Consider the following 20,813-nt stretch of genomic DNA (forward strand, 5'->3'; position numbering starts at 1 on the left):
ACCATCGCTCTCATAACGACCCCCGCTCCTGGCGGTCCGATTGCGGTACCCGCTCACCTTAGCCGCGTCCCCGACTCAGTCGGTGATCAGCAACTCCTCGAAGGACTCGGTGACGTAATCCGCCAGCACGGGCAGGTCGGAAATGACCCCGCGGTCGGCCATGAACGAGAACTGCAGCCGGTCACCGTATTCGACGACGCTGACCGCAAGCGCCCGCTGCGAGACGAGAACCGGGATGTAGAAGATCTCGCGGACCGGCACGCCGAGCACGAACCGGTCGGCGACCGGGGAAGTGCTCATCGCCACCGGGACGTTGTACGCGCGACTGTCGAGCGACCGGAACGCGCGGGAGCTGAAGTCGGCGAAGGGCACCATACCCAGCTCCGGGAACAGCGGGCTCGGGCCCGTGCTCATCCGCCGCGACGACTGCGCATAACGCTCGGCGAGGCCCGCCACCTGGGCGAGACGCACCGTCGGATTCGACTCCCCGACAGGCAGGTCCGTCACGAAGCTCGGTTTGCCGAGGTTGATCCAGCCCGGTTCGGCCCCCGCCTCGACCTCCACCCCGGGGTCCCGCGGCGACAGCGGGATCACCACGCGGACGGTGTCGGCAGGCACCGCCGCCGGGTCGACGGACAGCATCCATCGCCGCACCACCCCCGAGATGATGGCGAGTTCCACGTCGTTGACGGTGCAGTTGTGGTGTTCGGCGATCTTGGCGCAGTCGCGCCGCGGCGCCGACGCCGTGGTGAAGGTGCGGGTGGTCGTGCCCGTGTTGTTGAGTGGGCTGCGGGGAGCGGAGTCGGTGAGCTGGCCGACGACGTCACCGGCCCGACGGACGGTTCTGCCGACCACCGAGCGCACCTCGGAGACCAGGCCGTTGCCGTGCACCATGGTCTCGACGAGATCGCCCGGACGGGCCATCGCCTCGGCGAGTGCACCCACGACCAGGTTCGCCGATCCCGGCGGCGACCCGGGCATCCACAGTTCCTCGGGCAGCTGCTCCGGCTCGTCGGTGAGGTCGCAGATGACCTCGCTGATCTCCGGATCGCCCGAAGAGTCGATCAGGCACCGGTGCGACTTGGTCAGGATCGCGAGCCTGCCGTCGGCCAGGCCCTCGATCAGGTACATCTCCCACAGCGGTCGGGTGCGATCCAACGGCCGGGACATCACCCGGGAGATGAGCTCGGCGAGGTCCGCGGGACCACCCGGCCGCGGCAACCCAGAGCGCCGGATATGGAAGTTGATGTCGAAATCCCGGTCGTCGACCCACACCGGGCGGGCCAGTCCGAGCGTGACCTCGCGGACCACCTGCCGGTACCGGGGCGCCAGCTGGAGCCGGTTCTCGACCAGCGACACCAGCGACTGGTAGTCGAGCGCGGGTCGACGGGTCGCCGAAGCTGTGCCGTTCTCCCCGGGCGTCGGGTCGCCGGACTTCTTCCCCTCGCCGGCACAGGGGTCCACGACCAGCAACGCCCCGAGATGCGTCGTCGACCGGGAATCGTCGAGGAAGTAGTACATCGCGTCGCGCGGCGACAAACGGTTCACCACGCCGCCGATCCTAGCCGTTCGGCTGCGTCGGGGCCGGACTCGACGGGCTCAGCAGAACTCGAGCGCCACGAGCTGCCAGCGGTATTCGACCTGGCCGAGACCGGTTCGCGCGCCGGCGCCGCCGGGCCGCGGATCGTTCCCGCGCACACGGCGCGGCTTGCGCTCCACGCGCCCGGCGAAGGCTCGGACGCGGCCACCGCTGAGGTAGGAGCCGAACACCTCGGCAGCACTGGTGTCGCACAACTGGACGTGCACGCGCTGGAGGACCGTACCGCGAGCGGGTGGACCTCCAGGGGCACCGGCGATTTCGGCCACACGGAAGGCGTCGTGACGAACCAGCGCCGCCACCTGATCGACGATCGACGGCGACACGGAGTCACCGAGGTGCGCGATCCCTCGTCGACGGTCGATCACCTCGAACAGCAGTCGCGACGTGGCGACGGTGAACCGCCGGGCCTCCACCGCGGCGGTCAGGGTCTTGCGTGACGGTCCCGCATCGGGACGCGGCCCCGGGAACACGGCGCGCACCGTCCCGGAACCGACCGCCCCGGCACCCATCGCACCGGGGCCGGCCGGCTCATACGTCGGGGCGGGCAGTACCCGAACCCGCGTCGTCCGTGTGGAGACGGGAGGAGCGGAGGTGAGTGTTTGCATGGAGATTGGACGCAGCCACTCCCCTGTCGGGTTCCGCTTTCTCCCGGATTTTTTTCAGCGGCGCTGTTTCTTGGCCTTCGGCGGCTTCGGACGGCTGCCCTTGGTGTTCGCCCGCGCGGCCGCGCGGCGCTCGCGCCGACTGGCCGAGTCGGCGGCACCGGCCAGTTCCTCCTCCTCGGAGTGGACGACCGTGCCACCACCCTCGTCGGGTCCGGAGAACGTCATCGGCACATCGCCGCCGGAGGCCCCGGAACCACGCAGCGCTGCGGGCACCTGCGCACCGGAGTCGGCCGCCGGCGCGGGCGCGGGCGCACCTGCACCGACCGCGGCACGCAGGTCGGCGGCGGTGGGCAGCGGCGCCTGCGGTGCCGGCTGCTCGGTCTGCACCTGGGCGTTGAAGAGGATGCCGAGTGCTTCCTCTTTGAGACCCTCGAGCATGCCGGTGAACATGTCGAAGCCCTCGCGCTGGTACTCGACCACCGGGTCGCGCTGCGCCATCGACCGCAGGTGGATGCCCTCGCGCAGGTAGTCCATCTCGTACAGGTGGTCGCGCCACTTGCGGTCGAGGACGCTGAGCAGGACGCTGCGCTCGAGCTGGCGCATGGCGCCTTCGCCCGCGATCTCGTCGATCGCCTTCTCGCGCTTGTCGTAGGCGGCCTTCGCGTCGGCGACCAGGGTCTCGCGCAGCTCTTCGGCCGAGATGTCTTCGCGCTCACCGTATTCCGTCTCGTTGACGACCTCTTTGGGGTCGAGTTCGATCGGGTACAGGGTGCGCAGCGCGGTCCACAGCTCGTCGAGATCCCAGTCCTCGGCGTAGCCCTCTGCGGTCGCGCCCTCGACGTAGGCGCTGACCACGTCGTCGATCATCTGCTTGACCTGCTCGTGGTGATCTTCGCCCTCGAGGATCTGGCGGCGCTCGGCGTAGATGATCTTGCGCTGCTCGTTCATGACCTCGTCGTACTTGAGGACGTTCTTGCGCATCTCGAAGTTCTGCTGCTCGACCTGGGTCTGAGCGCTACGGATGGCCTTGGTGACCATCTTGGCCTCGATCGGCACGTCGTCGGGCAGACGGCTCATGATCGCCTCGAGCGCACCGCCGTTGAAGCGGCGCATCAGTTCGTCGGCGACGGACAGGTAGAACCGCGACTCACCGGGATCGCCCTGACGACCCGAACGGCCGCGCAGCTGGTTGTCGATACGGCGGGATTCGTGGCGCTCGGTGCCGAGCACGTACAGACCACCGGCCTTGCGCACGGCCTCGGCCTCCTCGGCGGCCTCGGTGCGCGCGACCTCGATGGCCTCGTCCCACGCGGCCTCGTACTCGTCCGGGGTGTTCACCGGGTCGAGTCCGGCCTTGCGCAGGCGGGTGTCGGCAATGATGTCCGGGTTGCCGCCGAGCACCACGTCGGTACCTCGGCCGGCCATGTTGGTGGCCACCGTGACCGCCCCGAGGCGGCCCGCCTCGGCGATGATCTGGGCTTCCTGCTCGTGGAACTTGGCGTTCAGGACGCTGTGCGGGATCTCGCGCTTCTTCAGCTGACGAGACAGGTACTCCGAGCGCTCGACGCTGGTGGTACCGATCAGCACCGGCTGGCCGATCTCGTGACGCTCGACGATGTCGTCGACGACCGCGGCGAACTTCGCCTCTTCGGTCTTGTAGATCAGGTCGCCCTGGTCCTTGCGGACCATCGGCCGGTTGGTCGGGATCGGCAGCACACCGAGCTTGTAGATCTGGTCGAACTCGGCGGCCTCGGTCTCGGCGGTACCGGTCATGCCCGACAACTTGTCGTACAGTCGGAAGTAGTTCTGCAGGGTGATCGTGGCGAGAGTCTGGTTCTCGGCCTTGATCTCCACGCCTTCCTTGGCCTCGATCGCCTGATGCAGGCCCTCGTTGAAGCGTCGGCCGTCGAGCACACGACCGGTGAACTCGTCGACGATCAGGACGTCTCCGTTGCGGACGATGTAGTCCTTGTCGCGCTGGAAGAGCTCCTTGACCTTGATCGCGTTGTTCAGGTAGCTGACCAGGGGCGAGTTGGCCGCCTCGTACAGGTTGTCGATGCCGAGGCGGTCCTCGACGAACTCGACGCCGGCCTCGTGCACGCCGATCGTCTTCTTCTTGATGTCGACCTCGTAGTGGACATCCTTCTCGAGCAGCGGCGCGATACGCGCGAACTCGGTGTACCACTTGCTCGACCCTTCGGCGGGGCCGGAGATGATCAGCGGGGTGCGGGCCTCGTCGATGAGGATCGAGTCGACCTCGTCGACGATCGCGTAGGCGTGGCCGCGCTGGACGAGGTCGGCGAGCGAGTGCGCCATGTTGTCGCGCAGGTAGTCGAAGCCGAACTCGTTGTTGGTGCCGTAGGTGATGTCGGCGGCGTAGGCCTCGCGGCGCGCGGCCGAGGACATCCCGGTGAGGATCACTGCGGTCTCGAGGCCGAGGAAGCGGTGGACGCGTCCCATCCACTCCGAGTCGCGCTTGGCGAGGTAGTCGTTGACGGTGACGACGTGGACGCCCTCGTCGGACAGCGCGTTGAGGTACGCCGGGAGGACACAGGTGAGGGTCTTGCCCTCACCGGTCTTCATCTCGGCGATGTTGCCGTAGTGCAGCGCCGCGCCACCCATGATCTGGACGTGGAAGTGTTTCTGGTCCAGCACGCGCCAGGCCGCCTCGCGGGCCGTCGCGAAGGCCTCGGGCAGCAGTTCGTCGAGCGTCGCACCATCGGCGATACGTTTCTTGAACTCGTCTGTCTTGGCTCGCAGTTCGGCGTCGGAGAGCGCCTCGAACTCGTCGGACAGCGCCTCGACGTGCGACGCGATAGCGTCGAGTCGCTTGACCATGCGGCCTTCGCCGACACGCAACAGCTTGTTCAGCACCGTGGATCGAGTCCCTCACCTGTAGAAAACACACGGAATCCGGCCCGTGCGAACGCACAGACCGGATCCCATGGTAGCGAGGTGAGCTGAGCAGACCCTGATCGACCGGCACGTAACCGAGACGACTTCATCGTTCGGATTCGTCCGCGGCCGTCCGGAACCGCTCAGCCCGTGTTCATGTCAGGCGGATGAGGCCGTAGTCGAAGGCATGCCTGCGGTAGACCACCGACGGCTTGTCGCTCTCCTTGTCGTGGAACAGGAAGAAGTCGTGCCCGACGAGTTCCATCTCGTAGAGCGCGTCGTCGACGGTCATCGGTACCGCGGTGTGCTCCTTGACGCGGACGATCTGACCTGGGATGTACTCGTCGACGCCGTCGTCCCACTCCCCGCGTTCGGTGGCCTCGAGCATGCCGGGGTCGCCGACGTGCCCCTCCACGGTCAACTGGTTGTCGCGCAGCAGCGGCGCTCCGACCTCGGTGGCCTCGGCCACCGACTGTGGGCGCCGGTTGCCGTAGTGCACGCGCCGACGGTCCTTCACTCGCCGCAGCCGCGACTCGACCTTGTCGAGTGCATGCTCCAGGGCGGCGTAGAAGTTCTCACCGCAGGCCTGCGCACGGACGATCGGCCCCTTACCCGTCGCGGTGATCTCCACCTGCTGACAGACCTTGGACTGTCTCCGGTTGCGTTCGTGGTTCAGCTCGACGTCGAATCGGTAGATCGTCGGATCGAAACGCTCGAGGCGGGCGAGCTTGTCGCCGACGTAGATGCGGTAATGGTCGGGTATCTCGACGTTCCGGCCGCTGAACACGACCTTGGCGATGGGCTCGGCGGGTTCGTCGGACTCCACCGTTCCCGGTGGACGGACGAACGCGAACTCCTGGTCGTCGGACTCGGTCTGGGCGGGTTGGTGGTTGGGCTCGAGGCCCTGCTCCACGGTCGGCCTGGGGTCTGCGAGTTTGGGCTCGCGCTGGCCTTTGCGATGGATGACTGTGGACATTCAACTACCTCCTGAATTGTTCCCGGCGGCGGTGGGGTCATCGTGATCTGTTGTCGCACTGATGATTTGGCCGACGCTGAGGATTTGTCCATGCCAGCTGACAGCTGGCACTCATCGACAGGGGCAACACCTCCCGAAAATCGGTCGTTCCGGCGCGGGGACTCAACTGTCCTCCCGGCAACCCGATGTACCCAAGACCGTAGTCGCAAGTTCGGGTATCGGCCACGTTTTGCCCCGCCGCGTCGGGTATCCCGGGACAAGTCGGGACCGAGGGCCCGCGCGCGGTGATCCCAAGGACTCGGACAACTCTCCGAACAGGGCGGATCTCTCCACAGGCTCCGCCGGCCACACCTGGCGTGCGGCGCCCGGGTCTACGGTCGGGACATGGTCTGGGGTCAGGTGCCGGCCGCGGCGGCGGATCTGGTCTTCCCGGTGGTCTGCGGCGGGTGCGCACGGCCCGGGACTCCGTGGTGTGCCCGCTGCGAGACCGCCTGGCACGACGCTCCGGTCGCCGCCCGCCCGCGGATCTCACCGGGTGTGCCGGTGTGGGCCCTCGGTCGTTACCGGGGTCCCCACCGGAACGGGATCATCGCCGTCAAGGAACACGACCGCCGTGATCTGATCCCGCCGCTGGGCGCCGCACTCGCCCACGCCGTGCGGGTGCTGGCCGGGTGGGGCGAGCTACCCGACGCCGACCGACTGGCGTTGATCCCCGCGCCCACCCGCCGGCTGAGCGCACGACGCCGCGGCGGCGATCGGGTCGCCGCGATCGCCGAACACGCCGCACCACTCCTGGGTTCCCGTGTGACCGTCGCACCGCTGCTGATGACCGCGGCGACCGCCCGCGACTCCGCCGGACTCGACGCCCGGGCACGTGCTCGCAACCTCGCGGGGGCGGTCCGTCTCCGCGGCGGTGCGCGTCCACCGCACGGTGCCGCGGCGCTCCTGGTCGACGACGTGCTGACCACCGGGGCCACTGCAGCCGAGTCGGTCCGCGTTCTGCACGCCGCCGGGATCGGGGTCGCGGCGGTCGTCGTCCTGGCCGCCGCCTAGGAAGATCCCGCCCCGGCGATCAGGGCAGAACCGGGATCGCCCCGGCGATCATGGCGGGTTCGACCTCGGTCCAGTACTGGTCGGGCTGCCCGTTGTTGCTGCCGAGGCGCAGCACGCCGCGCTGATCCCCGACGTAGATGGTCGAGGCATTCGCCACCACGGCCCGCACCGGTGGGGACACGTTCCCGCTGAGCAGGCCGACCGCCGGGGTGCCGTTGATCGACAGCTGCACCACCGGGGACTCCGGCGCCTCCCGGGCGACGACCAGAGTCGTCGGTGACGCCCAGTCCAAGGACACCGCACGGTTGCCGATGTTGTAGGCCGCGATCCGCGGGCTGGTCAACGACACCTGCCCCTCGGCGTTCGTCGACAGCACGGCGAACACGATCTGCCCGCCTACGACGAGGGCAACCCGGACACCGTCCGGAGCCACCTGCATCTCGGTGATCGCGCCGCGCGCCACCCTCGGGATCGAGGATGCCTCGACCGGGACGGTCTGGGTGCCGTCGTCGTCGCGCTGCCACTGCACCGGCTTCCCGTCGACGGCCACCCACACAGCGTTCTCGTCGGCGCCGAAGGAGGGACGGGTGATGGACACCCCGCTGACGATCGGCCCGACGTCGCCGCCGTAGTCGCCGATCACGCACTCGAGCCGGCGGTCTCCAGCCGTCCGCACCGCGGCGACCCGCGCGCCGTTGTCGGAGATCGTCGCCGCCCGCACGTCGCGAGACGAACCGAGAGGTCCGCGCACCGGCACGGTCGCGGTGTCGGTCACCGCGCGCAATGCGCCGCCGGTGACGACGTTCAGGCCGACGTCGGTGGACGGCACCGCGTTCGGATCGAAGGAGCGGAGGTCGGCGGGTTGCCATCCCGAGGCGCGTTCGGCGGCGAGGGGCGCACCGTCGGCGTCGATCACGTACGGCCCGGAGATGTCGGCGTCGTCGAGGGTCCAGACGATCTGCGCGGCCAGCACCGTCCGATCCCGGCTCGACGCGTTGCCGATGCCGTAGAGGTCGACACGTACCCCGCCGCCGGCGAGGCCGACAACCGGCCCGCGCAGTGTCGAACCGCTCGGGAAGCCGCTGTCCACGGCCGCGGACAGGTCGGCGGCGGGTCCGGCGATGAGCCGGTTGACCAGCACCGTCGGATCGGTCGCCTGTCCTGCGTAGAACCAGCGCGGGTCCGGGACGAGTCGCCGGCCGGTGCGGTCGGAGAAGTAGAGCGAGACCGGACGGTAGGTGTTGTCGAACTGGTCGCGGTCGATCATCGCCCCGTTGGGCAGCGGCCCGTCGATGCGCCACTGGTCTCCCTGGCGGGTCAGGCTGATGCTGGTCTCGACCCGTCCCGACGCCGGCAGCAACTGCCCGTCGGATTTGAGCGTCCCGACGTTGTCGCCGGTCAGCCGCATGCGCACGGAGTCCTCGTTGCGTTGATCGACGAAGATGCTGATCTCGTCGAGGATCAGTGCGTCGCCGCGATCGTCCCACTGTTGCGAGGCCACCGGGGTCAGGAACGCGCGGGCGGCGTCGTGGCCGGAGTCGGGATCGACCGTGGACTTGAGGAACGCCCGGACGAGGGCCTCCGGGTCCATGTCGGCCTGGGGCACCGGGGCCGCGTTGGTGGCGCCCTCGCGCTGGAAGGACTTGATGGGCTGCGGGGACGAGTCGTTCGGGATCGACCCGCACGCCGACACCACGACCATCGCCACGGTCGCCGTGGCGACGGCGATCAGGAACCCCAGAACACTCCGCCGTGGGTGTTCCGGACGACGTTCGACGCTCATTCGGTACCAGCCTCCACGCCTGGTGTGCGGCCAGCCGCCTTGGCTGCGGCCCGGGGTGCCGAGCCGACGGACTTCAGCGGCAGGGGCGAACCGAGCACCTTGTGGCCGCGGACGAGGGGCAGCGTCAGCCGGAAGCAGGCGCCCTTGCCGGGCTCGCCCCACGCCTCGAGTCTGCCCTGATGCAGGCGGGCGTCCTCGATGCTGATGGCCAGGCCGAGACCCGTGCCGCCAGAGCGTCGGAACCGCGACGGATCCGAACGCCAGAACCGGTTGAACACCAGCTTCTCCTCACCCGGCCGCAGCCCGATGCCCTGGTCGCGGACCGTGATGGCGACGGCGTCGCCGTCGGACCGCATCGTGAGTGTCACCGGTTTCCGCTCGCCGTGGTCGATCGCGTTGGCGAGCAGGTTCCGCAGGATTCGCTCGACGCGGCGCGGATCGATCTCGGCGAGCACCGGTTCGGCGGGCAGGTCGAGGACGAGCTCGGTCCCGGTCTCCTCTGCCAGGTGCCGGACGGTGGCCAGCGCGCCGTCGATCGGGATGGCCATGTCCATCCGTTCCGCCGCCAGCTCGGCCATCCCGGCGTCGTGGCGGGAGATCTCCAGCAGCTCGTTGAGCAGCGTTTCGAACCGGTCGAGTTCCTTGTCCAGCAGCTCGACCGAACGCTTCCGTACCGGGTCGAGTTCGTCGCGGCCCTCGTAGAGCACGTCGGACGCCATCCGCACGGTGGTCAGTGGTGTCCGCAGCTCGTGGCTGACGTCGGAGGTGAACTGGCGCTGCAGGCCTCCGAACTCCTCGAGGTGGGTGATCTGCTTCGACAGGCTCTCGGCCATGTCGTTGAACGACATCGCAAGACGGGCCATGTCGTCCTCGCCGCGAACGGGCATGCGCTCCTTGAGACGGCCGTCGGCGAACCGGACGGCGATCCGGGAGGCGGACCGCACCGGGATGACGACCTGCCGGGAGACCAGCCAGGCGATGGCCGCGAGCAGACCCAGCAGGACGATGCTGCCGGTCAGCAGGGTGCCGCGGACGAGGTCGACGGTGTTCTGTTCCGCGGTCAGCGGGAACACCAGATACAGCTCGAGCCCAGGCACCGAGGCGTTGGTGGGGGTACCCACGATCAGGGCCGGCGCCTGTCCGCCGGAACCGTCGGGCACCTGGGTGTACTGGTAGGCCACCTGGCCGCCGCGGACCATGTCCCGCAGGTTCGACGGCACCTCGGCGGTCGGGCCGACACCGCTGGCAGCACTGCTCTCGGACGCGCCGGGGACGAGCAGCACGGTGTCGAAGGCGCCGACCGTGCCGGACGCCTGCCCGGTGTCGGCATCACGGTCGGTGAGCAGCGATCGCGTCTGACGCAGCCGGTTCTGCACCGACATGTTGCCGGCGCCGCTGGACAGGTCGCGTTCCACCGAGATACGGGCACGGTCGATCTCCTCGGTGGCCGCGGCCAGCTTCACGTCGAGAAGGCGGTCGGTGATCTGGGAGACCAGCACGAAACCGAGAATGAGCAGCACAACGACCGACAGCAACAACGTCGACGCCACGACCCGTAGCTGCAACGAGCGCCGCCAGATGTGCCCGAAGGCACGTCCGACAGCGCCGGCAGCGCGGGTGAAACGCCCGAAAGTGCTGTTGACCCGTCGTCGAGATCGACCGATCACGGCGGGCCGGCCTTGTAGCCGACCCCCCTCACAGTCAGGACGACCTCAGGGTTCTCCGGGTCGGTTTCGACCTTCGCGCGCAGACGCTGGACATGCACGTTCACGAGTCTAGTGTCCGCCGGATGACGGTAGCCCCACACCTGCTCGAGGAGCACGTCGCGGGTGAAGACCTGCCGCGGCTTGCGAGCGAGCGCGACCAGCAGGTCGAACTCGAGCGGGGTCAGCGAGATCGGCACACCGTCGCGGGTGACCTTGTGCGCGGGCACGTCGATCTCCACCGGGCCGATCGACAGCAGCTCGGCCGGTTCCTCGTCGGTGCGGCGCAGGCGGGCGCGCACACGGGCGACGAGCTCCTTCGGCTTGAACGGCTTGACCATGTAGTCGTCGGCGCCGGATTCGAGACCCAGCACGACGTCGACGGTGTCTGACTTCGCGGTCAGCATGACGATCGGGACGCCGGAGTCGGCACGCAGCACACGGCACACGTCGATGCCGTTCATGCCCGGGAGCATGAGGTCGAGCAGCACCAGGTCGGGGCGGATCTCCCGCACCGCGGTGAGTGCCTGGGTACCGTCACCGACCACGAAGGGTTCGAAACCCTCGCCGCGCAACACGATCGTCAGCATCTCGGCGAGAGCGGCGTCGTCGTCGACGACGAGGATGCGAGGCTTCATGTGTCCAATGGTGACACCATCGTGATGAAAGCGTGGTGAATGACGCGCCGGAGGCGTACGTTCTCGCCCGATTCGTCCCACCCCATAGACTCCTCCGCGTGGGTCAGTTGATAGCGGTGGAGGGGCTCGACGGCGCCGGTAAGAACACCTTGGTGGCCGGTCTGGTCGAGCGCTGGACGGCGTCGGGCCTGCGGGTCGCGACGTTCACCTTCCCCCGCTACGGGCAGTCGGCGACCGCCGACATCGCCTCGGAGGCACTTCACGGTTCGCACGGCGATCTCCGGGACAGCGTGTACGCCATGGCGCTGCTCTTCGCCCTCGACCGGGCCGACGCCGCCGCGGACATCACCGCGGCGACCGGATCGAACGACATCGTCATCCTCGACCGCTACGTCGCGTCGAACGCGGCCTACAACGCCGGTCGCCTGGAACAGGACGCCGACGGCGAGGTCGTGCGGTGGGTCGCCGACCTCGAGTACGGACGGTTCGGCATGCCGGTCCCCGACCGCCACGTCTTGCTGGGGGTGCCCGCCGAGGTGGCCATGCAGCGTGCCGAGAGCCGGGCCGCCGTCGACGCGAGCCGGGCACGCGATGCCTACGAACGCGACAGCGACCTGCAGCGCCGCGTCGACGCGGTGTATCGCCAACTCGCCGAGGCCGACTGGACGTCCCCGTGGCACCGGTACGACGGCGAGGACATCGCCGCGCTGGCCGGCCTCCTGACCCGCTGACCTCCGACCGATCCGTCGACCGCAAGTCACCCCGACGGGCGTCATTCGGACGTACGCCACCCCGCCGACCGGGCTCTGCCGTCGACAAGGCTCTTCGCTAGCCTGGATCAATGACTGGGGAGGGGGTCGAATGACCTATCAGCCGCCACCACCCGGTGGCCCACCGCCACCGTTCGGGCCCGGTCGGCCCGGGTACCCCCAGGGGCCCGGCCCCGGTGGACAGCGGCCGTATTCCGGGCAGTTCCCGCCCGCGTCGCAGCCGCGACCTCCCTACGGCCCGTACGGAGCCCCGCCGCCCTACGGCGTCCAGAGACCCGGGCCCTATGCCCCGGGCGGCGGCTACGGAGGCCCTCCCGGCGGTCCCCCGCCGCCCGAGCGCAACACCGGCGCGATCGTCGCCTGGATCACCGGCGGCGTCGCCGTCATCGCCCTGGTCGCCCTCGTCGTCACCCTGGTCGTGACGTCGTCCGGACCGGAGGATTCCTCTGTCGCGACAGGTTCGAGCACCTCGTCGAGCACCTCTCCGGGTGGTTCGACGAGCACCGACTCCGACCCCGAATCCGCCGACTACGCAGCGCTTTCCCAGATCCGCGCTGCCCTGCAGAACTACGTGTCAGCTCGAAACGCACGCGACGTCGTACGCATGAAGGCCGCGGTCTGCACGCAGTCGCGGGAGCGCATCACCGGCCCGCCGCCCGCCGAGGACGGCATGATCGTGCTCGACGGTTTCCTCGAGACGGTCTTCGACGGCAACGTCGCCCAATCCGAGGTCGTGTCCCATCTCGAAAAGGGCAGCCGCCGAACCGAATCCGAGAAATCCAAGGAACGGTTCCTGAAGGAACGCGGCTCGTGGATCTATTGCCCTGACGCCGAACCCGACATCGGGGCCTGACCCCAAAACGCCGCAAACCCACCCTTTTTCGGCATTTCCACCCCCAGCGAGGGTGGTGGATCTGCCGAAAAAGGGTGGGTTTGCGTGAGCGGGTTACCTCAGTAGCGGTAGTGCTCCGGCTTGTACGGGCCCTCGACGTCGACGCCGATGTACTCGGCCTGCTCCTTGGTGAGCTTGGTCAGCTTGCCGCCGAGTGCCTCGACATGGATGCGCGCGACCTTCTCGTCGAGATGCTTGGGCAGGCGGTAGACCTCGTTGTCGTACTCGTCGTTCTTGGTCCACAGCTCGATCTGCGCGATCACCTGGTTCGAGAAGCTGTTGCTCATCACGAACGACGGGTGGCCGGTCGCGTTGCCGAGGTTGAGCAGACGACCCTCGCTCAGGACGATGATCGACTTGCCGCTCTCGAAGATCCACTGGTCGACCTGCGGCTTGACGGTGATGCGCTTGGCGCCCGAACGCTCGAGGCCGGCCATGTCGATCTCGTTGTCGAAGTGGCCGATGTTGCCCAGGATCGCCTGGTGCTTCATCTGACGCATGTGGTCGAGGGTGATGATGCCCAGGTTGCCCGTGGAGGTGATCACGATGTCGGCGTTGCCGATCGCGTCCTCGACGGTGACCACGTCGTAGCCGTCCATGAGGGCCTGCAGCGCGTTGATCGGGTCGATCTCGGTGACCTGGACGCGGGCGCCCTGGCCGGCCAGCGACTCCGCGCAGCCCTTGCCGACGTCGCCGTAACCGCAGATCAGAACCTTCTTGCCACCGATGAGAACGTCGGTGCCGCGGTTGATCCCGTCGATCAGCGAGTGGCGGGTGCCGTACTTGTTGTCGAACTTCGACTTGGTGACCGAGTCGTTGACGTTGATCGCGGGGAACGTCAGCTCACCGGCAGCGGCGAACTGGTAGAGCCGCAGCACGCCGGTGGTGGTCTCCTCGGTCACGCCCTGAACCGACTCGGCGATGGTGGTCCACTTGTTCTTGTCGGTCTCGAAGCGCTCGCGGAGCAGCTCGAGGAAGACCTTGTACTCGGCCGGGTGATCGTCCTCGGTCGGCGGCACCACGCCGGCCTTCTCGAACTCGGCACCGCGCAGCACCAGCATGGTGGCGTCGCCGCCGTCGTCGAGGATCATGTTGGCCGGCTTGTCCGCCTCGGGCCAGGTCAGCATCTGCTCGGCCGCCCACCAGTACTCCTCGAGGGTCTCGCCCTTCCAGGCGAAGACCGGGACGCCCTTGGGCTCGTCCGGGGTGCCGTGCGGACCCACGACGACGGCCGCAGCCGCGTGATCCTGGGTCGAGAAGATGTTGCACGACGCCCAGCGGACCTCGGCGCCGAGCGCGACGAGTGTCTCGATCAGCACGGCGGTCTGCACGGTCATGTGCAACGATCCGGAGATTCGAGCACCCTTGAGCGGCAAGACATCTGCGTTCTCACGACGCAGTTCCATGAGTCCGGGCATCTCGTGCTCGGCGAGCTCGATCTCCTTGCGGCCGAAGTCCGCCAGGGACAAGTCGGCCACCTTGTAGTCGATCCCGTTGCGGCTGTCGGCCTTCAGCTCGTCCTGAGCAGTCGTCATCTGATCCCCTTGTCGTTCGCTTCGTGCGCCGCGTGTGCAGCGATCTGTGCGTTCGATCCAGGCTATCGGACCATGCCCGCCGAGCCCATGGTCAGGTGTCGGGCCCGGTTTCCCCGGCCGCGACTTCCGCCGTTCCGACCTCCTCACCGCGCTCCCGCCGGGCGAAGACCGAGTTGCGGTAGCCGTAGGCGAAGTACACGACCACACCCAGCACCATCCAGATCACGAACCGGATCCAGGTTTCCACGGACAGGTTCAGCATCAGCCACAGGCAGGCCAGGATCGACAGAATCGGGATGAACGGCACGAGGGGCACCCGGAACCCACGTTCGAGATCGGGCCGGGTTCGGCGGAGGACGATGACCCCGACACTCACCAGCACGAACGCGAACAGGGTTCCGATGTTGACCATCTCCTCGAGGGTGCCCATCGGGAAGAACGCCGCGAGCACACCCGAGACGACGCCTACGACGACCGTGAAGCGCACCGGAGTACCGCGCTTGCCGGTGTGTGCCAGCGATCTGGGCAGCAGTCCGTCGCGCGCCATCGCGAACCCGACGCGGGTCTGGCCGAGCAGCAGCACCATCACAACCGTGGTCAGGCCGGCGAGCGCACCGAGATCGATCACCCAGCCCGCCCACGTGACACCGTTCGCCTCGAATGCCGTGGTGAGGGTGGACCCGGTGACCTCGCCGGTCACCGGATCTGTCTTGTCGGCCAGTTCCGGGTAGGGGACCATCCCGGACACGACAAGACTGACCGCGACGTAGAGGACCGTCACGATGGCCAGAGATCCGAGGATGCCGCGCGGCATCGCCTTCTGCGGGTTCTTCGTCTCCTCCGCGGTCGTGGCCACGACGTCGAAACCGATGAAGGCGAAGAACACCAGCGAGGCCGCCGCCAGGAGGCCGTACCAGCCGAAGGTACTGCCCTCTGCGCCGGTGATCGCCGAGAACAGTGTCCGGTGGAGGCCGGTGTCGCCCTCGGCCGGCGGAGCGGCGGGCGGCACGTACGGGTCGTAGTTCTTCAGCTTGATGTAGAACGCGCCGACCACGATGACCAGCAAGACGACGAAGACCTTGATGGTGGTGACGACCAGCGACACCCGAGACGACAGCTTGGTGCCGAGCGCGAGCAGGACGGTCAGCACCGCGATCAGCAGCACCGCGCCCCAGTCGAAGCTGATCGAGTCGGTGAGCTCGACCGATGCCGCCGATCCGAGGATGTTGCCCAGGTAGAGCGACCAGCCCTTCGCGACCACGGACGCAGCGAGAGCGAACTCGAGGATCAGATCCCACCCGATCACCCATGCGACGAACTCACCGAAGGTGGCGAACGAGAAGGTGTAGGCACTACCGGCGACAGGCACGGTCGAGGCGAACTCGGCGTAACAGAGCGCCGCGAGTGCGCACGCGATCGCGGCCAGCACGAACGCCACCGACACCGACGGGCCGGCCAGATTGCCCGCCGTGCGTGCGGTGAGCGTGAAGATACCGGCGCCGACGACAACCGCCACACCGAAGACGGTGAGATCCCACGCGGTGAGGTCTCTGCGGAGTTTGGTGTCCGGTTCGTCCGTGTCGCTGATCGACTGCTCGACCGACTTGACGCGCTTGAACGGGTTACTCATCGTGCCTCCTCGGGCCGAGGGTCGCGCGCCCCGCGATCTTTCCAGGCTATCTCGGACAGACGGTTCATCGGACGTCGCGCTCGCATCGAGGGCGACGTGCGCCGAGAGGTGGAGCGGTTGCGGATCAGGTGTCGCGGAACGGGTGCGGTTGCGCCGCGCGCTCCTCGTCGTCCCGCACGAGATCGGGGTCCTCGTGGAGACCGTCGACCTCGGGGTGACGGTTCAGGAAGATGACGCTCGCGACCAGCCCTCCCCACACGATTCCGATGGAGATGAGGAGCATGACGATGGCGATCCCACTCATCAGACTGTCTCCTTACTGGCCTTGTGGTCGGTTCCGCGAACGCCTTCGGGTAGTGGCGGCCACGGCAAGAAGTCGGGATCGTCGCGACCCCTCCACGACGGCAGGGACAGACCGACCGCCGCGACGATCACCAGAGCGATTGTGCCCCAACCGAAGACGCTGATGTACCAGGTCGGGTATCCCTCGTATCCCTCGTCGATCACCGACCACACCTTCTGGACGAGCATGATCGTCAGGAAGATCGGTGCGACGACGCCGACGAGTCCCAGCCAGATCCTGCCGACCTTGAACGTCGACACCGCGTTCAGGTGGTTGCGCAACATGTCGCCGCGCCGCAGCACCCAGATCAGGATGATCGTCATCAGGATGGCCGAGGAGACCACGCCGACGTTGTTGGCGAACATGTCGACGGTGTCGAGGGCGATGAGACCCGAGGTGGTGGAGAACAGCCCGATCGAGATGAGCCCGCACACCACCGACACACCGACCGCCGCCTTGGTGCGCGAGAGACCCCACTTCTCCTGGATGCCCGCGGAGACACCGATCATCAGCGAGATCAGCGACGTGAAGCCGGCGATCACCAGCGAGCCGAAGAACAGCGCGCCGAAGAACGCCGCGCCGGGCATCTCGGAGATGACGGCCGGGAACGTCACGAACGACAGGATCGGGCCGGTGAGCCCTTCCAGATCGGACACCGCGACCTGCTGCTGGTAGGCGAGGAATCCGAGCGCAGAGAACACTCCGATGCCGGCCAGGATCTCGAAGGATGAGTTGGCGAACGCGACGACGAGCCCGGAGCTCGTCATGTTCGCCTTCCGCCGCTGAAACGATGCGTAGGCGATCATGATGCCGAATGCGATCGACAACGAGAAGAAGATCTGGCTGTACGCCGCGATCCACACGTCGAGGTCTTTCAGCGCCTCCCAGTGCGGGGTGAACAGTGCGTTGAGGCCATCGACGGCACCGGGCAGCGTGACCGCGCGGATCACCAGTCCGGCGAACCCGACGAACAGCAGCGGGATGAAGACGATGTTGACCTTCTCGATGCCGTTCGCGACACCGAGCAGCAGCACCGCGAGAACCGCGAGCCACACCACGATCAGCGGGAGCGCGACTCCGCCGACGATCGTCGTGGAGACCCCCGGATCACCGACCTTCAGGTACTCGCCGGTGAAGAAGGCGGCCGGATCATCGCCCCAGCTCTGGTTGAACGAGAAGAAGAAGTAGCTGAGCGCCCAGGCGATGACCGCCGCGTAGTAGACGCTGATGACGAACAGCAGGCCGGTCTGGAACCAACCGAGCGCCTCGACCGGTTTCTTGATCCGCCGGAACGACAGCGGCGCCGTCCCGCGGAAGCGATGGCCGACCGCATAGTCGAGGAACAGCACCGGGATTCCCGCGGTCAGCAGCGCGACGAGGTACGGGATGAGAAAGGCCCCTCCGCCGCTCTCGTAGGCGACGCCCGGGAAGCGCCAGATGTTGCCGAGCCCCACCGCGGAACCGATCGCGGCGAAGATGAATCCGGAGTTCCGAGTGAAGGTCTCCCGGTTTCCTCCAGCGGCTTTCGCAGACGTCACTGCTACCTCCTCATCGAACGCTGAGTCCGCGGGACACGGGTGCCCCGGGGACTGTCAGGTGCTGACGCTATCGCACTCATCCCCTCGCCCGCGGAGGTTGTGGTCGGCCTGTCGAAACGCCCACGGGCGGACACCGCGTCATTCGGACAGACGACGACAGGGACCCCGCGTGTGACCGCGGAGTCCCCGTCGATTCAGCTCACTCAGGCGAGCGAACGGAAGCCGCTCGCGATGGAGGAGTCGGTGTCGGACATGGTGCGGCTGGCGTTGGTGACGCCGTTCTGCAGCGCCATGAGACGCTCGCGCGACTGTGCGAAGGCACGGTCGAAGTTCGCCTGGGCCTCGAGGTAGGCGGCCTTCGCCTGCGCCGAGTTCCAGTTGCCGTCGAGCGCGGCGACCTGGTTCTTCAGCTGCGTGTTCTGGTCGTCGAGCTGCTGGAAGGCGCGGCCGAGCCCACTGCTCAGGTCGCCCAGGGCCGCGAAGTCGTAATTGATGGTCATGAGAGTGCCTTTCGAAGAGAGGGTGGGAAGGTCAGACGCCGAAGTGCCCGGCGGCAGCCGAGTCCTGGTCTTCGTAACCGGCGAAGCCGTTGGTCATCTGCGCCTTGATCTGATCGAGAAGCTGGTTGAGCGTGTTGGCTTCCTTGTTCCAGTCGGTGTGCGTGCCGTCGAAAGCCGCACCCGCCTTGCCCTGCCACGTCGGGGTGGTGTTCGCAGCGTGCTTCTGGATCACCCCGATCGTCTCCTTCATGTCCGCGACGATCCCGCCGACCGCCGCTGCGGTGGCCTGACCCTCCGCGACATCGACCTTCACTCCGGCGCCGCCTGCTCCCGGCAGATTCAGCATGAGTTCTCCTCCTGTGTAACGGCACCGTTTGGCGATGCCCCCGTTGGTATCCGTGACACAGATACCGCTGACAGTTGTCTCCCGCGGAGGTATGGACCGCGAGATCCCCCGACCCCGATCACGTCGACCACGTCCCGTCCGGGAGGGTCTCGATCAGCAGGCGCACGGCCTGCGCGATCCGATGACCCGAACCCGGCGAGAGGGTGGTCCACACCCGACCGTCCGGAGACTTGCTGGGACTCGACACGATCCGCCCCCGGGCGGTGTCGAAAACGGCCAGGGCCCCAGAAGATTGGGAGAATCGTCCGTCCTCGTTCGCAGAGGCGACGATCTCGGTGCGCACCCGGCAGGACGCGAATGCCGAGGAGATGACGACGGCATCGGACAGCGGCGCGCCGAGCGTGTACAACGCGTCGGTGATCTCGGTGGCCGATCCGCTGCGTCCGAGACCGTCGACCAGGTCGTCGGTGGGAACCGAGAACGACGTGAACTCGCACGCGGTGGCGTCGTCGAACCGGGAACGCAGGAGGTCGGCCACGGCATCGAGGTCGGCGACCTCGACGACGGCCAGGTCGAGCCGGTCGCCCGCACGTTCGGCCAGAATGTGCTCATAACCCCTGCGGGCCAGGCAAATCCGTCGCACGCCGGTCTCGGTGAAGCCGCGCATCTCGATCTCGCGTTCGGGCCGCGACAGGACGCGGAGGACGGTGGCCAGCCACGGCACGGGTTCGTCGTGGTCCACCAGGTCGAGGGCGGCGATGGCGGCATCGCTCTCGCGGTCGGCCAGACGCTGTGCGGTCTCGTCCGCGGCGCCGACGGGCATGTCGAGGACGACCGGCCAGGTCTGCACGCCGAAACGATCGCCGAGTCGGCGCAGCACGGCCGCGTCGAGCGCAACGGGGGCGTCGTGGGTCGTCACCATCATGCGGGGTCCCCCGGGTTCCCGAGCAGCAGCTTCTCCGAGAGGTACCGCGGATCGACCTTCGGAGACTCGGCGTCCGACGCCGAGACATAGTAGGCCGCAGGACGATCGGAGGTCTCGATGTCCGCCCACGTCAGCGGCGCGTCGAGGCTGTCCGACGCGCGGGCCAGGCTTTCGTCGGTGGGCGCCGCCTCGGATTCGACGGCGACACCGCGGATCGTGGCACCGCGATCACCGGTCGCCGCCATCCCGGGTGCCATCGGTGGCGGCACGCCGGGCCCCGGCGTGGTGGTCGAACTCGTGGGTGCCGAAACAGGGGTGGCGGACGGGGATACCGCACTCGCCACGACAGTCGGCGCATACCGGAGCTTTTCGGCGGGCGGCGCATACACCCCGGGCATCGCACCCAACATCGGCGGCATGGCCGGTGTCACCGGAGGTGTGACCGTGGGCGGGGCGGCGGCACGGGCCGCGGCGGCCTCCTCCGATGCGAGGGCTTCTCCGGACACCAGGTCGGGCGCCCGGCGGGAGGACGGCCACGGCGTGCCCACGGGCTCCGTCGCATTCTCGTACGTCTGCATGACGCGAGCGGCGCGCATGCGTTGCTGAGTCATCGCGCATTCGGCCTCGGCCGCGGCCCCGGCGATGATGGGGGCGACAGCCGTTGCGGTGGTGGCGATCTCGTGGAACTTCTCCACCACCTCGACCTCGGCGAGGTTGGGCATGTTCAGGCGCGCGACAGTGGTGGCCGCGGCCTGCGCCTCCGCACGGACGGCGTTCTCGGCGGCCTCGGTGGCGGTCTCGGCGAACCACGGCGCGAGCTTCGTCAGTTTCTCGAACGCTGCACTGGTGTGCGCGGATTGCCAGTGCACGCCCAGCCGTCCGATTACCGCCGCGTATTCGATCCCGGCTTCGCCGATCTCGGTCGCGAGTGACGCCCACGCGGCCCCCGCTTCCACCAGGGGCGCGGGCCCCGGCCCGGCGCCGAGGTCGGCGGCCAGTTGTTCACTGGTACGTGAGTCCCAGTTGACGCCGGTGAAGCCGGCTCCGGTCGTGCTGGTCATGGTCCCTCCCCTCTGCTGGG

At 68.0% G+C, this 20,813-nt stretch carries 18 protein-coding genes; 3 read left to right on the plus strand and 15 right to left on the minus strand.

Translation table 11 applies throughout. From position 1 onward, the window contains the following. Positions 1 to 75: 75 nt before the first annotated feature. From GKZ92_RS17490 to hpf, 4 genes are all read right to left on the minus strand, one after another. Positions 76 to 1,551, minus strand: coding sequence for a wax ester/triacylglycerol synthase domain-containing protein (locus GKZ92_RS17490; protein WP_075863925.1), 1,476 nt, complete (start codon positions 1,549 to 1,551; stop codon positions 76 to 78). 48 nt (positions 1,552 to 1,599) lie between these two features. Next, positions 1,600 to 2,205: an Rv3235 family protein gene (locus tag GKZ92_RS17495; protein ID WP_035755057.1), complete on the minus strand. Its 606-nt coding sequence runs from the start codon at positions 2,203 to 2,205 to the stop codon at positions 1,600 to 1,602. A gap of 54 nt (positions 2,206 to 2,259) precedes the next feature. Next, positions 2,260 to 5,079 carry a preprotein translocase subunit SecA gene (gene secA, locus GKZ92_RS17500; RefSeq protein ID WP_035755055.1) on the minus strand — a complete coding sequence of 940 codons (2,820 nt, stop codon included), beginning with the start codon at positions 5,077 to 5,079 and terminating at the stop codon, positions 2,260 to 2,262. Between the two features lie 175 nt (positions 5,080 to 5,254). Continuing rightward, complete coding sequence (gene hpf / locus GKZ92_RS17505) at positions 5,255 to 6,076, minus strand: ribosome hibernation-promoting factor, HPF/YfiA family (RefSeq protein WP_035755053.1); 822 nt, start codon at positions 6,074 to 6,076, stop codon at positions 5,255 to 5,257. Positions 6,077 to 6,460: 384 nt separating this feature from the next. Between hpf and GKZ92_RS17510 the strand changes: the two genes are divergently transcribed. Continuing rightward, complete coding sequence (locus tag GKZ92_RS17510) at positions 6,461 to 7,129, plus strand: ComF family protein (RefSeq protein ID WP_006360154.1); 669 nt, start codon at positions 6,461 to 6,463, stop codon at positions 7,127 to 7,129. A gap of 19 nt (positions 7,130 to 7,148) precedes the next feature. Here the strand turns inward: GKZ92_RS17510 and lpqB are convergent, their stop codons facing one another. Genes lpqB through mtrA form a run of 3 tightly spaced genes read right to left on the minus strand, consistent with a single transcriptional unit; the run spans position 7,149 to position 11,253 of the window. Further along, entirely contained in the window at positions 7,149 to 8,912 is a 1,764-nt protein-coding gene (lpqB, locus tag GKZ92_RS17515) for an MtrAB system accessory lipoprotein LpqB (RefSeq protein ID WP_155225479.1), read from the minus strand. Beyond that, positions 8,909 to 10,579 (minus strand): MtrAB system histidine kinase MtrB, encoded by a 1,671-nt coding sequence (mtrB, locus tag GKZ92_RS17520; protein ID WP_035755046.1) that lies wholly within the window; start codon positions 10,577 to 10,579, stop codon positions 8,909 to 8,911. Before mtrB ends, lpqB begins: the two co-directional genes overlap by 4 nt. After that, positions 10,576 to 11,253, minus strand: coding sequence for an MtrAB system response regulator MtrA (gene mtrA, locus GKZ92_RS17525; protein WP_004023513.1), 678 nt, complete (start codon positions 11,251 to 11,253; stop codon positions 10,576 to 10,578). Before mtrA ends, mtrB begins: the two co-directional genes overlap by 4 nt. Before the next feature lie 98 nt (positions 11,254 to 11,351). Here mtrA and GKZ92_RS17530 point away from each other — a divergent pair, with 98 nt between their 5' ends. Continuing rightward, positions 11,352 to 11,984, plus strand: coding sequence for a dTMP kinase (locus GKZ92_RS17530; RefSeq protein WP_040004319.1), 633 nt, complete (start codon positions 11,352 to 11,354; stop codon positions 11,982 to 11,984). Between the two features lie 130 nt (positions 11,985 to 12,114). After that, entirely contained in the window at positions 12,115 to 12,876 is a 762-nt protein-coding gene (locus GKZ92_RS17535) for a hypothetical protein (RefSeq protein ID WP_006360158.1), read from the plus strand. A gap of 98 nt (positions 12,877 to 12,974) precedes the next feature. Here the strand turns inward: GKZ92_RS17535 and ahcY are convergent, their stop codons facing one another. The 8 genes from ahcY to GKZ92_RS17575 all read right to left on the minus strand — a co-directional run bounded on the left by ahcY (position 12,975) and on the right by GKZ92_RS17575 (position 20,793). After that, the gene (gene ahcY / locus GKZ92_RS17540; protein ID WP_006360159.1) at positions 12,975 to 14,450 is read right to left on the minus strand and encodes an adenosylhomocysteinase; all 1,476 of its coding nucleotides are present in this window, start codon (positions 14,448 to 14,450) and stop codon (positions 12,975 to 12,977) included. Between the two features lie 91 nt (positions 14,451 to 14,541). Then, the gene (locus tag GKZ92_RS17545; RefSeq protein ID WP_155225480.1) at positions 14,542 to 16,080 is read right to left on the minus strand and encodes an amino acid permease; all 1,539 of its coding nucleotides are present in this window, start codon (positions 16,078 to 16,080) and stop codon (positions 14,542 to 14,544) included. A 124-nt stretch (positions 16,081 to 16,204) separates the two neighbouring features. Continuing rightward, positions 16,205 to 16,384 carry a methionine/alanine import family NSS transporter small subunit gene (locus GKZ92_RS17550; protein ID WP_035755039.1) on the minus strand — a complete coding sequence of 60 codons (180 nt, stop codon included), beginning with the start codon at positions 16,382 to 16,384 and terminating at the stop codon, positions 16,205 to 16,207. Then, on the minus strand, positions 16,384 to 17,961 hold the full coding sequence (locus GKZ92_RS17555; protein WP_035755038.1) for a sodium-dependent transporter: 1,578 nt from the start codon (positions 17,959 to 17,961) through the stop codon (positions 16,384 to 16,386). Before GKZ92_RS17555 ends, GKZ92_RS17550 begins: the two co-directional genes overlap by 1 nt. 203 nt (positions 17,962 to 18,164) lie before the next feature. After that, positions 18,165 to 18,461 carry a WXG100 family type VII secretion target gene (locus GKZ92_RS17560; protein WP_005197550.1) on the minus strand — a complete coding sequence of 99 codons (297 nt, stop codon included), beginning with the start codon at positions 18,459 to 18,461 and terminating at the stop codon, positions 18,165 to 18,167. A 31-nt stretch (positions 18,462 to 18,492) separates the two neighbouring features. Further along, positions 18,493 to 18,807, minus strand: a complete 315-nt coding sequence (locus GKZ92_RS17565; protein WP_006360164.1) for a WXG100 family type VII secretion target — start codon at positions 18,805 to 18,807, stop codon at positions 18,493 to 18,495. 118 nt (positions 18,808 to 18,925) lie between these two features. After that, the gene (locus GKZ92_RS17570; protein ID WP_035755037.1) at positions 18,926 to 19,732 is read right to left on the minus strand and encodes an ESX secretion-associated protein EspG; all 807 of its coding nucleotides are present in this window, start codon (positions 19,730 to 19,732) and stop codon (positions 18,926 to 18,928) included. Next, positions 19,729 to 20,793, minus strand: a complete 1,065-nt coding sequence (locus GKZ92_RS17575; protein WP_155225481.1) for a PPE domain-containing protein — start codon at positions 20,791 to 20,793, stop codon at positions 19,729 to 19,731. The genes GKZ92_RS17570 and GKZ92_RS17575 overlap by 4 nt, the downstream gene beginning before the upstream one ends. Positions 20,794 to 20,813 lie beyond the last annotated feature (20 nt).

Source organism: Gordonia sp. 135, assembly GCF_009720185.1.
Lineage (GTDB): Bacteria > Actinomycetota > Actinomycetes > Mycobacteriales > Mycobacteriaceae > Gordonia > Gordonia alkanivorans.